19 protein-coding genes are annotated in these 14,181 nt (G+C 35.9%); 10 read left to right on the forward strand and 9 right to left on the reverse strand.

What is annotated here, in order from left to right; translation table 11 throughout:
* Positions 1–66: 66 nt before the first annotated feature.
* From mnhG to J2S74_RS08235, 7 genes are read right to left on the reverse strand one after another with little or no spacing between them, the layout of a single operon-like run.
* On the reverse strand, positions 67–429 hold the full coding sequence (mnhG, locus tag J2S74_RS08205; protein WP_307324095.1) for a monovalent cation/H(+) antiporter subunit G: 363 nt from the start codon (positions 427–429) through the stop codon (positions 67–69).
* Positions 410–691 carry a Na(+)/H(+) antiporter subunit F1 gene (locus J2S74_RS08210; protein ID WP_307324097.1) on the reverse strand — a complete coding sequence of 94 codons (282 nt, stop codon included), beginning with the start codon at positions 689–691 and terminating at the stop codon, positions 410–412. Before J2S74_RS08210 ends, mnhG begins: the two co-directional genes overlap by 20 nt.
* A complete protein-coding gene (locus tag J2S74_RS08215; protein WP_307324099.1) occupies positions 691–1,167 on the reverse strand; it encodes a Na+/H+ antiporter subunit E in 477 nt (158 codons plus the stop codon). The genes J2S74_RS08210 and J2S74_RS08215 overlap by 1 nt, the downstream gene beginning before the upstream one ends.
* Positions 1,168–1,172: 5 nt before the next feature.
* Positions 1,173–2,657 (reverse strand): Na+/H+ antiporter subunit D, encoded by a 1,485-nt coding sequence (locus J2S74_RS08220; protein WP_307324102.1) that lies wholly within the window; start codon positions 2,655–2,657, stop codon positions 1,173–1,175.
* Entirely contained in the window at positions 2,650–2,988 is a 339-nt protein-coding gene (locus J2S74_RS08225) for a Na(+)/H(+) antiporter subunit C (RefSeq protein ID WP_307324104.1), read from the reverse strand. The genes J2S74_RS08220 and J2S74_RS08225 overlap by 8 nt, the downstream gene beginning before the upstream one ends.
* Positions 2,988–3,413 (reverse strand): Na(+)/H(+) antiporter subunit B, encoded by a 426-nt coding sequence (locus tag J2S74_RS08230; RefSeq protein WP_307324107.1) that lies wholly within the window; start codon positions 3,411–3,413, stop codon positions 2,988–2,990. Before J2S74_RS08230 ends, J2S74_RS08225 begins: the two co-directional genes overlap by 1 nt.
* Positions 3,410–5,800: a Na+/H+ antiporter subunit A gene (locus tag J2S74_RS08235; RefSeq protein WP_307324110.1), complete on the reverse strand. Its 2,391-nt coding sequence runs from the start codon at positions 5,798–5,800 to the stop codon at positions 3,410–3,412. Before J2S74_RS08235 ends, J2S74_RS08230 begins: the two co-directional genes overlap by 4 nt.
* Before the next feature lie 338 nt (positions 5,801–6,138).
* Here J2S74_RS08235 and J2S74_RS08240 point away from each other — a divergent pair, with 338 nt between their 5' ends.
* Positions 6,139–6,372: a hypothetical protein gene (locus tag J2S74_RS08240; protein WP_307324113.1), complete on the forward strand. Its 234-nt coding sequence runs from the start codon at positions 6,139–6,141 to the stop codon at positions 6,370–6,372.
* Positions 6,373–6,399: 27 nt separating this feature from the next.
* Here the strand turns inward: J2S74_RS08240 and J2S74_RS08245 are convergent, their stop codons facing one another.
* The gene (locus J2S74_RS08245; RefSeq protein WP_370875984.1) at positions 6,400–6,558 is read right to left on the reverse strand and encodes a sporulation histidine kinase inhibitor Sda; all 159 of its coding nucleotides are present in this window, start codon (positions 6,556–6,558) and stop codon (positions 6,400–6,402) included.
* Between the two features lie 541 nt (positions 6,559–7,099).
* Here J2S74_RS08245 and yqeH point away from each other — a divergent pair.
* Genes yqeH through J2S74_RS08280 form a run of 7 tightly spaced genes read left to right on the forward strand, consistent with a single transcriptional unit; the run spans position 7,100 to position 11,676 of the window.
* Positions 7,100–8,218 (forward strand): ribosome biogenesis GTPase YqeH, encoded by a 1,119-nt coding sequence (gene yqeH / locus J2S74_RS08250; protein WP_307324116.1) that lies wholly within the window; start codon positions 7,100–7,102, stop codon positions 8,216–8,218.
* A gap of 29 nt (positions 8,219–8,247) precedes the next feature.
* Complete coding sequence (aroE, locus tag J2S74_RS08255; RefSeq protein ID WP_307324118.1) at positions 8,248–9,090, forward strand: shikimate dehydrogenase; 843 nt, start codon at positions 8,248–8,250, stop codon at positions 9,088–9,090.
* Positions 9,090–9,383, forward strand: coding sequence for a ribosome assembly RNA-binding protein YhbY (gene yhbY, locus J2S74_RS08260; protein ID WP_307324122.1), 294 nt, complete (start codon positions 9,090–9,092; stop codon positions 9,381–9,383). Before aroE ends, yhbY begins: the two co-directional genes overlap by 1 nt.
* 11 nt (positions 9,384–9,394) lie before the next feature.
* Positions 9,395–9,967 (forward strand): nicotinate-nucleotide adenylyltransferase, encoded by a 573-nt coding sequence (locus J2S74_RS08265; protein ID WP_307324124.1) that lies wholly within the window; start codon positions 9,395–9,397, stop codon positions 9,965–9,967.
* Positions 9,960–10,532 carry a bis(5'-nucleosyl)-tetraphosphatase (symmetrical) YqeK gene (yqeK, locus tag J2S74_RS08270; RefSeq protein WP_307324126.1) on the forward strand — a complete coding sequence of 191 codons (573 nt, stop codon included), beginning with the start codon at positions 9,960–9,962 and terminating at the stop codon, positions 10,530–10,532. The genes J2S74_RS08265 and yqeK overlap by 8 nt, the downstream gene beginning before the upstream one ends.
* A 7-nt stretch (positions 10,533–10,539) precedes the next feature.
* Positions 10,540–10,896, forward strand: a complete 357-nt coding sequence (rsfS, locus tag J2S74_RS08275) for a ribosome silencing factor (protein ID WP_307324129.1) — start codon at positions 10,540–10,542, stop codon at positions 10,894–10,896.
* A gap of 36 nt (positions 10,897–10,932) precedes the next feature.
* Positions 10,933–11,676: a class I SAM-dependent DNA methyltransferase gene (locus J2S74_RS08280; protein ID WP_307324131.1), complete on the forward strand. Its 744-nt coding sequence runs from the start codon at positions 10,933–10,935 to the stop codon at positions 11,674–11,676.
* Positions 11,677–11,708: 32 nt separating this feature from the next.
* On the opposite strand, the gene comER is transcribed toward J2S74_RS08280, so the two are convergent.
* Positions 11,709–12,551 carry a late competence protein ComER gene (gene comER / locus J2S74_RS08285; protein ID WP_307324134.1) on the reverse strand — a complete coding sequence of 281 codons (843 nt, stop codon included), beginning with the start codon at positions 12,549–12,551 and terminating at the stop codon, positions 11,709–11,711.
* Between the two features lie 41 nt (positions 12,552–12,592).
* Here comER and J2S74_RS08290 point away from each other — a divergent pair, with 41 nt between their 5' ends.
* Both J2S74_RS08290 and J2S74_RS08295 read left to right on the forward strand, forming a co-directional pair.
* Positions 12,593–13,255: a helix-hairpin-helix domain-containing protein gene (locus tag J2S74_RS08290; RefSeq protein WP_307324137.1), complete on the forward strand. Its 663-nt coding sequence runs from the start codon at positions 12,593–12,595 to the stop codon at positions 13,253–13,255.
* Between the two features lie 127 nt (positions 13,256–13,382).
* Complete coding sequence (locus J2S74_RS08295; protein WP_307324139.1) at positions 13,383–13,949, forward strand: ComE operon protein 2; 567 nt, start codon at positions 13,383–13,385, stop codon at positions 13,947–13,949.
* Positions 13,950–14,181: the final 232 nt, after the last annotated feature.

The following is a 14,181-nucleotide window of genomic DNA, read 5'->3' on the forward strand; positions in this document are numbered from 1 at the left end:
CATGGCAAATACTTAGAGGGTGACTAAAAAGGTTAAAAACCAACCTTTTTAGTCACCCTCTTTTTCTCATGATTTTTGTTTCTCTTTTCTATCCAGTTGTTTAATATGTTCACCAAGGTCATCCTGTAAGCTCTTATCCCATAACTTAACTCCCACATTATAAGCAGATTTTGATATCATAAATCCTGCAACAGGAGCTGTTAAAAAGACAAAGAGAATGGTTAATAAAAGCTTTCCAGCAAAGATACCCTCAATGAAATAAAAGAATATAAAGACACCAAGAATTATACTGATAACCCCAAGTGTGGCACTTTTGGTTGCTGCGTGTAACCTTCCATACACGTCAGGGAAACGAATAATACCGATGGCACCTAATAAACTTAATCCTCCACCAATAAGGATTAAGATACTAATCACGATCTCGGTCAAGGACCACACCCCCTTCAATAAACTTTGCAAGTGCAACAGAGCCTATGAATGCAAGGATTGCAATGACTAAAGCAACTTCTGCATATGCTAACGTTTGTTGCACTATCATGATAACACCAGCAAAGCCAATTAAATTGATTCCGATAGTATCAAGTGCTACAACTCGATCAGACATTGTAGGACCTATTAATACACGGATAAAACAAACGAGAATAGAAAGTGACATTAATATTAAAACAATTGTACTCACTGTTTCTAACATTATTTTGTCACCTCCAGAATAGCCTTTTCAAAAGAATCGTGGATTTCTTTTATAGCTTCATCTTTATCCTCAATATGAATAAAATGGACGTAAATTGTTTTTCCATTTTCAGAGAAATTCATAGAAAGTGTTCCAGGTGTTAAGGAAATCATCGTGGCCAGAAGGGTGATTTCCCATTCCGTGTCCAAGTCTGTTGGTACAGCAATGATTCCCGGTCGAATATCCATTTTTGGACTTAATACAATTTTTATGACATCGATATTGGCAAGGATTAATTTGTAAATGAACAGCACTATAAGTTTAAAAAATGCATAGACCCTTCTCCCGTAAAATTCAAAGTTTAGAAGTCCACGTAAAACGAATAGCATTATGAACCCGATAAAATATCCCACAAGGAAATCGATCACTGTAAAGTCATTACGCAATAAAATCCATAGAAAGGCAATACCAATGTTAAGGAGGATCTGAAATGCCATAGTACCTACTCCTTCAGTACAGAATTAATATAGATTGATGGATCTAACATTTGATCTGCAGCTTCAAACAATAAAATGAAAAGTGGTTCTGCTAGAATCCCCATTAAAAAGCTGATGATAATTAGAGGGATTCCAGGCAATAACAGCTTGCCAACTTTTCGTTCTTTCGCTTGTTCTGGCGTAAGAGACGGAGAGCCCCAGAATACATACATAAAGATTTTAACCATTGAGAAAAGGGTTAATAGGCCCACTACTAAGCTTACAAATACGATAAAGTAATTCCCCGCATCTAGACCACCTAAAACAAGAGCGAATTTAGCAAAGAATCCACTTAATGGTGGTATACCTGCTAATGATATTGCCGCTATAAAGAACAGCCAACCTAATTGTGGGTGCGTCTTTAATAAACCGCTCATTTTCTTTAAATCTGTTGTACCTGTTACTTTTTCTGTAGCACCGCAGTATAAAAATAATGCAGTTTTAACTATCATATTATGAGCAATGATATAAATGGCACCTGCGATTGCCATCTGGGTAAAGATCCCTAATCCCATTATCATGTATCCAACCTGGCTGATAATATGAATAGCTAAGATTTTCTTAAAGTCAAATTTAGAAACGGCCCCAATAACTCCTATAAACATCGTTAATCCAGCTAAGATAAGAATGATATTTAAAGTGAAGTCTTGATTATGCGTAAAAATTAACGTGTATGTACGCATAATGGAATATACTCCTACTTTGGTAAGTAAACCACCAAGTAGTGCAGCTACAGCTGTAGGAGGGCCGAAATAGGAATTTGGTAACCAAAAGTGAAGAGGGACCAATGCACCTTTTATACCAAATACGATTAAGAATAGAATTGCAATAACCGTTAATACCCCTGTTTGTTCCACTTCACCAATTCTTTCAGCTAAGTGAGCAAAGTTTAAAGTTCCCGTAACAGAATAGAGTAATGCTATTGCAATAACAAAGAACATAGATCCAAAAATACTAATTACAACATATTTAAACGATTCTCGAAGTTGATACTTTGTTCTCCCCATAACAATTAATACGAAGGAGGAAAGAAGCATTACTTCAAAGAATACAAACAGGTTAAACATGTCACCTGTTAAGAAAGACCCGTTTACACCAGTGAGTAAGAAAAAATAAAACGGATAAAAGTAATATTTCTCTCTATCAGGATGAAGTGTTTGAAAAGCAAAGAATAAACATGCAACCGCCACGATACTTGCTAATGTAACCATTATAGAAGCAAATAAATCTCCCACAAGTATAATCCCAAACGGCGCTTGCCAATTACCTAATTCAACTGTCATTATCCCGTCTTGATAGATTAAGTAAACCATGTAAATTGATACAAATACTAGGCTAAGCGACGTTAATCCACTTACAAATCGTTGTAGTTGTATATTTTTCTTAAATAAGATAAGAATGACACCTACAATAAATGGTATCAAGACAGGTAGCAATATTATATCATTCATCGGCACTACCCCTTAATTCATCAAGATCGTCTGTTTTATGTGCTTTATACGTTTGATAAGAAAGTACAAGTAGAAAAGCTGTTACCCCAAACCCAATTACAATAGCTGTTAAAATAAGTGCCTGTGGCAGAGGGTCTGCATAAGAAGAGGCATACTCACCTAAAAGCGGTGGAGCACCTTCTTTAAGTCCAGCCATTGTTAAGAAAAGTAGATGGGCACCATGAGCTAGCATAACAAGGCCTAATACTACTCGGAGTAAGCTTTTGGTTAAAATTAAATACGTACTTACGGAGACTATTACCCCAACCGTAAGAATCATTAATATCTCCATTACGTATCATCCTCCGCAATCGTTAAGATGGATAACAAGGCTACGGCCACAACTACTAAATAGATTCCTAAATCAAATGGTAATGCTGTTTTTAATCCAATTTCACCGAATATTGGTACGGTGTAGTACTCAAAAAATTGAGTTAAATATGGATAACCAAACAACATACTATAGAGCCCTGTACCGATGGCAATAAGTAAACCCCAAGCTATAATTGTCGAGTAATCGAAGGGGATAACTTTCTTAATTTTTTTAATATCAAAGCTTACATATAGAAGGAGGAGGGCTGCTGCTGTCATTAAGCCCCCGATAAAACCTCCTCCAGGATTATTGTGACCAGCAAAGAATAAAAAGATCGAAAAGGAAAGGATGATAAAGGAAACGATACGTGTAATAGTGTGAAGCATTAAGTAATTCGTTTTCATACGTCCGATCCCTCCTTAACCTTTAATTTAACTAAGGCAACAATACCTAGGGCTGCAATTCCTAAAACCAATACTTCTAATAAAGTATCTAAAGCACGGAAATCTACTAGGATTACGTTAACCATATTGTAACCGCCTGCCAGTGGCTTGGAATGTTCCACAAAGAATTGGGAAATCACATCAAAGTTAACGTCATGTCTCATTGCATGTGCACTGAAAGCGATAAGCGTAACCATAAGCCCCATACCAATAGAAATTACTAAATTTGTCATTTTAAAAACTGGTTTAAACTTTTCTTTGCGAAGCTCTGGTAAGTGATAAAAAACAAGTAAGAATAAAATTACCATTACTGTTTCAACAAGTAACTGCGTAAGAGCCAAATCTGGTGCTCTGAAAACAACGAACAGAAGCGCTAATAAAAACCCTACTACACCAACAGCGATTACTGCAGTAATTCTGTGCTGAATGAATGGAATACTTATTGTAGTTACAATCAGTACTCCAGTTATAATCCATAAATAAGGAGAAATCTCCGATACATTAATAAAATCGAAAGCTAATGCGTCAAAACGGAAGAATGTCCAGCCTAACAGAAGGATCATAAAGACTATTGTATAAGCAAAATAATCTCGTAATAATCCGGTTAATTGTACATTCGTTACTCCTTTTGATACTGTTACAAGTCCTTCTAGTCCACCATCATACAACCTATTTAATGGGTCACGTTCCCGAAGGAAGAAAGTAGCTTCTTGCCAGTGCTTAAGGTTTAGGAAGACAAGAGAACCGAACAAGACTACTCCGACTGTCATTAACAATTCTGTATTAAGACCGTGCCAGTGGTAGATGTTAACGTATGTTTCAGGTCCATAAGGTAATATCGATTGGATGGCAGGTACAATAATAGAATTGGAAAGTAAATTTGGAAATAAACCAAATATAACAACTAAGGACGCTAGAATAATAGGCGACAGAAGCAAACCGATTGGTGCTTCATGTGCTTTTTTCTCTAGCTTTTCCGGCTGATACTTTCCTGTAAAGGTTTTAAAGAACATAATCATACAGTAAACAAAAGTAAACACACTCGCAATCCAAGCTACAATAGGGAAGATGAAACCTAAAGCTTGAACATTAAAGATGTCCAAGGCCGTAGCATTTAATACCCCAGTAAAGAACATTTCCTTACTTAGGAATCCATTAAAAGGTGGTAAGCCGGCCATAGAGGCTATTCCAATAATGGAAATAGTAAAGGTGACAGGCATGATAGCCATTAAACCACCTAGTTTTCTTATATCCCTTGTTCCTGTTTCATGGTCAACAATACCAACGACCATAAAGAGACTTCCTTTAAAGGTTGCATGGTTAATTAAATGGAATACTGCTGCTATAATGGCTACTTCAGCTATATGGTCTATAAAGGAAGCTGAACCAATCCCTAAAAGTGCCATAATTAGACCTAATTGACTTATTGTTGAAAAGGCTAGAATTGCCTTTAAGTCCGTTTGACGTATGGCTGAAATGGATCCCCATATCAAAGTTAATAACCCAAAGCTTGTAATGATCCAAAACCACTCTGGAATTCCACCGAAAACTGGTGTAAATCGTGCAACTAAGTAAATACCAGCCTTTACCATCGTTGCTGAGTGAAGGTATGCACTTACTGGTGTAGGTGCTTCCATTGCATCTGGTAACCAAATATGGAATGGAAATTGGGCTGATTTTGTAAAAGCCCCAAGCAAGATTAACAACATAGCAGGAATAAATAATGCTTCATTGAAGACAGCATTTGAAGCAAAGAATTCAATAATACCTTGGATACTGAATGTACCAGTCATGATATATAAGAGGCAGAAACCTGCTAACATAGCAAACCCGCCGCTAACGGTAATCAGCATGGACTTCTGAGCTCCATATTTGGATTTGTCCTTATGGAACCAATAAGCAATGAGTAATGATGACGCCAAGCTTGTTAATTCCCAAAATACATAAATGACGATCAGGTTATCTGATAAAACAACACCTAACATTGCCCCCATAAACATGAGTAAATACACGTAGAAGTTATTCAGTGGTTCATCCTTCTTATTAGCTATATAGTAAATAGAATAAAGAACCACTAATGCACCAATACCAGTGATGAGTAAAGCAAATAATAAACTTAAACCATCTAGATAAATAGAGAAATTAATCCCAACAGATGGAACCCAAGGAACGACCAGGGGCTCTGGTGTTTCATTCATTGGGAGGTATTGGATAAGGTAGATAAACAAAATAACAGGTAATGCAAGTACGAACCACCCAGTATGTATTTGGCGGAACCACTTATAGAAAAACGGAATAAAAACTGCCATTATAAAGGGCGCTAATACTAAAAAGTGAAGCGTTGACAAGTGATTTACCTCCTTTTATATATGTAATGTTAATTAGTTTTCAGCATCATCCATTTCTCTCCTCAAATTTATGACCAAATAAAATTATAATATAAATTATTTTTCGTTGCACCTTTCAGCCATTTAGCTTAAGCGTTTTGCATCAAATTTATTAAATAAGAAGAAAGTGAACTTTTTTCATCAAAAAAAATTTTTTTTTACATGCTCTAGACAAACATGATAATAATATTTTTACCTATAAAGTGAATTTATTACATTTTTTTTTACGGGAGATTATTGGAGAGCGGGTATAAAAAAAAGAAAACCGTATCATCCTTATACTAAAGGCGGTGATACGGTTGGAAAATAAAAAACTATTTACAATTCCAGGTATAATTTTCTTCATTCTATTATTCATTGCAATACCTTTCCATATTGATTCAACGAATCATATTGTTGAAAGACAATATGAGAATGAAAATATTAGTGGATTTATTTTCGATGAAAATCAAAGGAATGAAGCACGTTTTCGTCCTCGAGAATATATCCATACTAATAGACACCATGAAGAAAATTTAAATGAAGGGTCATAGTTTCCTTTAACTATACGTTAAAGGGAGCTATGATGTCATGGAACGCTTGTCCTTTATGGCTCGACGTTCAATCTCTTGTTGTATTAAAGAAATAAATTCCTCACTTAGTTTCAATTCTTGTGCTTTTTCATATGTTTCCAATAATAAGGCATCCGACAAATATCTCATAGCCCCTTGCCGCCCCATGGCAGCTTCACCTCCCCTATTATATTTTCCGATTAGAAGGTTCTGTAAATGGATGAATTACATTAACTTGTCCATTTTACTTCCTGTCAACAATTATATAAATTATGATCGCTCATATGGTGTTTCATAACAATTTAATAATAAGCATTTGCTGGTCGCTCATAGTCGAGTCGATTGTGCTTTTCTTATTATGTGTGTTGATAATATCATGTAATAAAAAGGTTCTCAATGGCCCTTTTATCCACATTAATTAGTGGATAAGTTGTGGATATATTGTATATAAATGTAAGGAAACTACGTTATTTATAGGTGGATATGTGTATAATGTTATCCACAATTGTTTGACTTTGTGGTAATTTGTCGAAAAATATTTGTCATACTTTTATTTTAACCTCATAAACACCAGTTAAACTTGCTACGTTTGATATTTTGGATAAAATATATGTATGATAGAGGAATATCTTACTTAATAGTGATAGGGATATATAAAATTACATAAGAAAATGCTAATGCAAATTAATGGAAAGGAAGTTACATTATAATGGGAGATTCTAAAGAACAGTCCATCAGTTGTTCCGGCTGTGGGATAAAGATCCAAACGGAAGAACCAAATAAGCTAGGTTATACACCAAAATCTGCCTTAGAAAGGGAGATAGTCATTTGTCAAAGGTGCTTTCGCTTAAAGCACTATAATGAAGTTCAGGATGTCTCGTTAACAGACGATGATTTCTTAAAGATTTTAAATACCCTAGGAGAAAAGAATGCTCTTATAGTTAAAATTGTAGATATTTTTGATTTTGAAGGAAGCTGGCTTCCTGGATTACATCGTTTTGTTGGTAAAAATCCTATATTGCTTGTTGGTAATAAGGTTGACCTTTTACCTAAATCCGTAAAAAGAACGAAGCTTATCGATTGGATGAAATCAACAAGCAAGGATTATGGGTTAAAAGCGACGGATGTTCATTTAATGAGCGCCGGAACAGGGGAAGGGGTATTGGAAACTGCAAACCTTATTGAACAATATCGAAATAAGGGAGATGTTTATGTTGTTGGTTCCACAAATGTGGGAAAATCAACGTTTATTAATCGTTTATTGAAGGAATTTGGAGCGGATGACGATTTTATGATAACAACCTCCAATATCCCAGGAACAACATTAGATATGATTGATGTTCCATTAGATGATGGTTCATCACTTTTTGATACACCAGGAATAATTAATCATCATCAAATGGCCCATTTATTAGATAAAAATGAATTAAAGGTTATCTCACCAAGAAAAGAAATAAAGCCTACCGTTTTTCAATTACGCTCTGGTCAAACATTATTTATGGGAGGTTTGGCGAGAATCGACTTTGTAGAAGGGGAGGATCAGTCCTTTGTCTGTTACTTTTCTAACGATTTAAACATTCATCGAACAAAATTAGAGAAAGCAGATGATTTATATCAAAACCATTTAGGAGAGTTGCTAACACCACCAACTGGCAAAAATGTCGATTCCTTTCCAGAGCTTATAAAAAAGGAATGGAAATTGAAGAAGGAAAAGCAAGATGTAGTAATATCCGGATTAGGATGGATTACCATTCACGGGGAAGGTGCTACCGTACGAACTCACGCACCAAAAGGAGTACACGTCAGCTTACGCTCATCTATTTTTTAATATCAACGGGAAGAGGGGAAAAAATGTCAATGAAACAAATAATGGGAGTAATAGGTCACCCCATCAAACACACCCTATCACCATTAATGCATGAGGCTGCTTACAATGCACTAGAGCTAAATATGGCTTATCTTGCTTTTGAGGTGAAACCGGAGGATCTGGATAAGGCTATTCATGGTATTAGGGCACTAGGATTACGGGGAATAAATGTAACAATCCCACATAAAGTGGAGGTTATTCCGTTTTTAGATGAAATTGATGATCTAGCAAAAGAAATAGGCGCTGTTAATACAATAGTAAACGATAATGGTCGCTTAATGGGATATAACACCGATGGGGAAGGTTATTTAAAATCATTATTGCAATGCTTAACGAATGATCTGAAAGGGATGCATGTTCTGATCATTGGTGCAGGAGGGGCTTCAAAAGCTGTTGCCCTAACCTTAGCTAAACATGGGGTAAAGGCAATGGCTATATGTAATCGTACTATAGAAAAAGCAGAAGATTTGGCTAAAAACTGTGGGAAATACGTCCCCTCTTTATCCATTTCCTTAGAAGAGGCAGAGGAACAAATCAATGATTTTGATATTATTATTAATACTACATCAATTGGGATGATTAATGAGAATGAATTACCCATATCACTAAAAAAGCTTAATAAAAAGAAAGATATATACTTTAGCGATCTAATTTACACTCCTTTTCAGACAAAGTTACTGTTAGAGGGAGAGAAAGCTGGAGCCAAAACATTAAATGGATTAGACATGTTTATTTATCAAGGGGCATTAGCTTTTGAGCGGTGGACAGGTCATGAGGCACCTATTAATGTGATGAGAGAAGCGGTAACCAAACATCTTCGAGGAGGAAAATAATGCTAACAAGTAAACAGAAGAGATTCTTAAAAAGTAAAGCACACCATCTAAAGCCAATTTTTCAGGTTGGAAAGGGCGGTGTAAACGAAAACCTTATTACCCAAGTGGTAGATGCCTTAGAAGCGAGGGAGCTAATCAAAGTGAATATTCTGCAAAACTGTGAGGAGGACAAGCACGAAGTGGCCAAAGAAATATCTACTGGAGCAGATGCAGAGTTAGTTCAATTAATAGGAAATACAATGGTTTTTTATAAGGAATCGAAGAATAATAAGAAGCTGGAATTACCTTCTTAAGAGGTGGTCGTATGGGACGTATAGGAATACTGGGAGGTACGTTTGACCCACCACATATAGGACATTTATTTATGGCGGAAGAAGCCAGGATTAAGATGGATCTTGATGAGGTTTGGTGGATGCCCAATCGAATTCCCCCCCATAAAGAAAAGGAAAGTGATACGACAGAGAGGGACCGTGTAGATATGATTCAATCAATGGTTAACCTCCACCCGTCCTTTGCTTTATGTGATATCGAATTGAAAAGGGAAGGCCCATCTTATACTTATGATACAGTTATGGAGCTTAGAGGAAAATATCCAAATGAGGAATTCTTCTTTATAATTGGTGAAGACAGCCTAGAAACATTAGATTCATGGCATAAAGGTCAAGATCTTAAGAAATTGATCACTTTTATAGTAATTCGCAGGCCAGGATATTATTATGAAAAAAAGCTGTCTAAGGGAATTACTATTATTGAAGGGCCGACAATAGATGTTTCTTCAAGTGTCATACGGGAAACAATATATCATAAGAAATGTAATAGGTTTTTATTAACCAATGATGTTTTTTCCATAATAAAGGAGAGGCAGCTCTATGAATGAAGAACAAGCCTTTGCTGCAGTGAAAAAAAGCCTAAAGAAAAGAAGGTACGAGCACACAATCCGTGTCACAGAAGAGACAGAACGTTTGGCTCAAAGATTTAATGTAAATGTCGAAAAAGCAAGACTTGCTGCAATTCTTCATGATTATGCGAAATATCGTCCTGTAGAAGAAATGCGTAAAACAATAAAAGAAGAAAATCTTCCGGGGAACCTTCTTAATTTTGGTGATGAAATTCTTCATGCTTTTGTAGGTGCATTTTACGTGGCAAAGGAATTAAATGTTGATGATTTAGGGGTCTTAGATGCGATTCGTTATCATACAACAGGAAGAGCAAATATGAGTAACTTAGAAAAGGTTGTATTTTTAGCTGATTATATTGAACCTGGAAGAAGCTTTGCCGGGATAGATGAAGTACGCTTAGCAGCTGAAACTAATTTAGATAAAGCTTGTTTTCTAGCACTAAGAAACACAATAAATTTTCTTGTTTTAAAACAACAACCTGTTTATCCAGAAACGTTTGAGGCATATAATGATTATGCCATAGTATTTAAAGGGAGGTCATGAAGCTTTCATGAAAAAAAATAATTTGTTAGATTTGGCTGTAAAAGCAGCAGATGATAAAAAAGCATTGGATTTAAATGTATTAGATATGGAAGGGATTTCACTTATTGCCGATTATTTTGTTATTTGTCATGGTAATTCTGAGAAACAAGTGGAGGCCATAGCTCGAGAAATAAAGGATCGCGCTCAAGAAGAAGGGATTGAGCTAAAAAGATTAGAGGGGTTAGATGAATGCCGTTGGGTTCTTATTGATTTAAACGATGTAATTGTCCATGTCTTCCATAAAGACGAGCGCCTTTATTATAATTTGGAAAAGCTATGGGGCGATGCAAGGATAATATCGGTTGAACAAGTGTTAAATACGTAATAATAGCTATTTGTTTTTATGTGAGGAGAATTTTTAATGACAGAGCAACATTTTGCCTCTATATACGATTTACTTATGGAGGATGTTCCTTATGAAGAATGGTTAAACTTTACAAGAAAATTTGTTTCTACAGGGGCAAAAGTTCTTGACCTTGCATGTGGAACAGGAACATTAGCCATAAAATTTTACGAAGCAGGCTTCAATGTCACTGGTGTCGACATATCACAGGACATGCTTGCTGTTGCTGAGAAAAAGATTAGAGAAAAGCAGATACCAGTTCGGTTATTTAATGGGGATATGCGTAATCTCTCTGGTTTTTCTGATATGGATGCTGTAACAATTTTCTGTGATGGTGTGAACTATCTCTTAGAGGAACAGGATGTACAGCGAACTTTCTCTGAGGTTGCAAAAACCTTGCAGCCTGGTGGGGTTTTCTTATTTGATGTTCATAGCATTTATAAGATGGAGACTATTTTTAATGATCAATTATATGGTGAAAATGGAGAAGAGATTTCTTATTTATGGTTTAGTTCCCCTGGGGAAAAAAAATATAGTGTAGATCATACATTAACTTTTTTTATAAAGGAGCAAGAAGGGGTATATAATCGTATGGACGAAGAACATTCCCAGCGAACATTCCCCGTTGAAACTTATATGACTTGGTTAAAGGATGCTGGATTTAATTTCATTGAAGTATACAGTGATTTTGGAAAAGAAGCCCCTAGGAAAACTGATGAAAGATATTTTTTTAAAGCAATAAAAAATAAGCAGGAATTTTAACATTTTTAGCGAATAAAAAAGAGCAAGGGAAGTCATTCCTTGCTCTTTTCTTTCTGTGGTAATTGTTTTTGAATTAACATGCGATCCTCGTCAAATTTTTCGTGAGTACTCTGAAATAGTTTGTTAAATTGGTCTCCAACCTCTTCTCGTAATACATTCAGCCCTACACCAGTTACGCCTCCTGGAACGGTGACTTTCTCCTGCAAGGTTTGAAGAGTAAAGTGTTTTTGCCTTAATAATTCACCATAACCAATAAGCATAGACTCCATAATATTAGTTGCTTCTTGTTCTGTGATTTCCGTTTCTGCTACTGCTCCTTTAATCATTTGTTCTACTAAAAAGCTAATAAATGCAGGTCCGCAGCACCCCAGATCTGATGCAACACGTGTAATACGATCACTGATTATTTCCGGACGGGAAATAGTTGATGCAAAATGTAAGAATTCCTCCTTTAAACTTCCAGATACAGTATCACCAAATGTTACTAAAGAAGGACCATCTAATGCACGGTTCACAATGCTTGGAATAAATCTAATGACATTTGCATCTGTAAAGGATTCTAATTCTTCTACAAGTAAAGGACTGGTAATAGAAATTAATGTATGCTTTTTAGTTAATGCATCTCGATTCCTTTCTAATAGTGGAATCATTTGCAATGGTTTAACACATAAAAAGATCCAGTCACTTTGCTCTATAACAGAACGAGCATCCTCTACTACGTTTAGTCCCTCATGTACAGTGGCTAAATTATAAGCCTTACTAATGGTCCGGTTCGTGATCGTCACGTCACTTGGGGCGATTGCATGGGCATTTAAAAAGGATTCAATTAAGATCGTACCCATGTTTCCTGTTCCGATGAAGCCAATTCTCTTCAACCGTTCCCCCTCCTTTAAATACATTTACTCCTAAACATTGTATGAAAAAAAAAACTGAATATGAATTAGATGAGGTGAAAGGTATGGGTTTTTTAAGTAATTCAATCAAGTGGCAGGTAATTTTCGCAGTAATACTTAGTTTCTTTGTAGGTGGCCTTTTAATTTTTTTTATTTTAGGAGAAGGAAGAGAAAGTGAGGAAGAGGAATGGATATTGCCTTGGGAAGAAGTTAAAGAAGAAAAGAGTGATTCACTGCAAGCATCATCAATGGAGAAAATATTTGTGGATATTAAAGGAGAGGTTATATATCCGGGTATTTACGAAATAGAAGAAGGAGGAAGAGTATTTCAAGCCATTGATAAGGCTGGTGGCTTTACAGAACTAGCTGAGGAAAGGGTCATTAATTTAGCAGAAAAATGCTATGACGAAATGGTTATCTATGTTCCTTCAAAGGAGGAGTTTGAGGGAGGAGGAATGATAAATTATTCCCAATCAAGTAATTCTCAAGATGATAGGATCCGAATCAACCAAGCGACTCCTATGGAGCTTACAAAGCTACCTGGGATAGGTCCAGCAAAAGCAGAAGCTATTATTCGATACCGTGAAGAGAATGGGCCATTTCGGAATGTGGAAGAATTAGTGAATGTTCCAGGAATTGGTGAAAAAACATTAGAAAATATAAAGGATTTAATTAAAGTTCATTAAATTTCACCTATCATTTTCAGGTTACTTTGAAACTTTCTGCAGAAAATGTTGACGATATTAAGGCAAGTTGTCTAAACTAGATTTAAATATGTCGAATTTTGGTCTGGAGAGGGGAGTTGTTGACTAAATGGAAAGAATCTCATGGCACCAATACTTTATGGCTCAAAGTCATTTGTTGGCTCTTCGAAGTACATGCAGTCGACTAATGGTTGGAGCGACTATTGTAAGAGAGAAGCGGATTATTGCAGGTGGATATAACGGAGCAATTTCGGGAGGAGTACATTGCATTGATGAAGGATGTTATGTTATTGATAATCATTGTGTAAGAACGATACACGCCGAAGTTAATGCCCTTCTTCAATGTGCAAAATTTGGAGTTCCTACAGAAGGGGCGGAGATTTATGTCACTCATTTTCCTTGTCTAAACTGCTGTAAGTCTCTAATCCAAGCAGGGATCAGGAAGGTTTACTTTGCTGCTGATTATAAAAATCATCCATACGCCATTGAGCTTTTTGAACAATCTGGTGTAGCAGTTGAACAAGTGGAGCTAGAAGAAATGATTTTGGATAGAAATAATGATGAAAAGCTAAGGTTTACTGCTGATCTTCTTACACAATTAGAACGACTGGGATTAAAGGAAGATGAGTTAGCTGAGTTAAAGGAAAAAGCAAATCGTCTTTATACTTCTTCATAATTAGAAAATCACAAGTTACCCCTTCTAGTCTAAGATAGTTAGATGGTTTTTAATCTCTTTAAATTTTTACTTCACGGGAGGGTTCTAATTTCCTATTAGTAAACCTCCTGTGCCTCTATTTATTACCTTCCTTTGTATTTTTCCGTACGACTTTAAACTTAAGCTCTTTTTGCATAGATTGTTGTTTTAAGTATATATTTTGCTTGGATACGCTACAGGCGGATCAATTATG

The sequence above is a fragment of the Evansella vedderi genome (assembly GCF_030813435.1).
In the GTDB taxonomy this organism is placed as follows: Bacteria; Bacillota; Bacilli; order Bacillales; family Salisediminibacteriaceae; genus Evansella; species Evansella vedderi.

Excerpts from the sequence above, each read along its gene's own strand:
- J2S74_RS08290 (WP_307324137.1), top strand. The coding sequence starts at position 12,593 with ATGAAAAAAAAAACTGAATATGAATTAGATGAGGTGAAAGGTATGGGT.
- aroE (WP_307324118.1), top strand. The coding sequence starts at position 8,248 with ATGAAACAAATAATGGGAGTAATAGGTCACCCCATCAAACACACCCTA.
- J2S74_RS08220 (WP_307324102.1), bottom strand. The coding sequence starts at position 2,657 with ATGAATGATATAATATTGCTACCTGTCTTGATACCATTTATTGTAGGT.
- yqeK (WP_307324126.1), top strand. The coding sequence starts at position 9,960 with ATGAATGAAGAACAAGCCTTTGCTGCAGTGAAAAAAAGCCTAAAGAAA.
- J2S74_RS08295 (WP_307324139.1), top strand. The coding sequence starts at position 13,383 with ATGGAAAGAATCTCATGGCACCAATACTTTATGGCTCAAAGTCATTTG.
- J2S74_RS08225 (WP_307324104.1), bottom strand. The coding sequence starts at position 2,988 with ATGGAGATATTAATGATTCTTACGGTTGGGGTAATAGTCTCCGTAAGT.
- yhbY (WP_307324122.1), top strand. The coding sequence starts at position 9,090 with ATGCTAACAAGTAAACAGAAGAGATTCTTAAAAAGTAAAGCACACCAT.
- J2S74_RS08230 (WP_307324107.1), bottom strand. The coding sequence starts at position 3,413 with ATGAAAACGAATTACTTAATGCTTCACACTATTACACGTATCGTTTCC.
- J2S74_RS08265 (WP_307324124.1), top strand. The coding sequence starts at position 9,395 with ATGGGACGTATAGGAATACTGGGAGGTACGTTTGACCCACCACATATA.
- J2S74_RS08280 (WP_307324131.1), top strand. The coding sequence starts at position 10,933 with ATGACAGAGCAACATTTTGCCTCTATATACGATTTACTTATGGAGGAT.
- J2S74_RS08215 (WP_307324099.1), bottom strand. The coding sequence starts at position 1,167 with ATGGCATTTCAGATCCTCCTTAACATTGGTATTGCCTTTCTATGGATT.
- J2S74_RS08245 (WP_370875984.1), bottom strand. The coding sequence starts at position 6,558 with ATGGGGCGGCAAGGGGCTATGAGATATTTGTCGGATGCCTTATTATTG.
- yqeH (WP_307324116.1), top strand. The coding sequence starts at position 7,100 with ATGGGAGATTCTAAAGAACAGTCCATCAGTTGTTCCGGCTGTGGGATA.
- rsfS (WP_307324129.1), top strand. The coding sequence starts at position 10,540 with ATGAAAAAAAATAATTTGTTAGATTTGGCTGTAAAAGCAGCAGATGAT.
- J2S74_RS08210 (WP_307324097.1), bottom strand. The coding sequence starts at position 691 with ATGTTAGAAACAGTGAGTACAATTGTTTTAATATTAATGTCACTTTCT.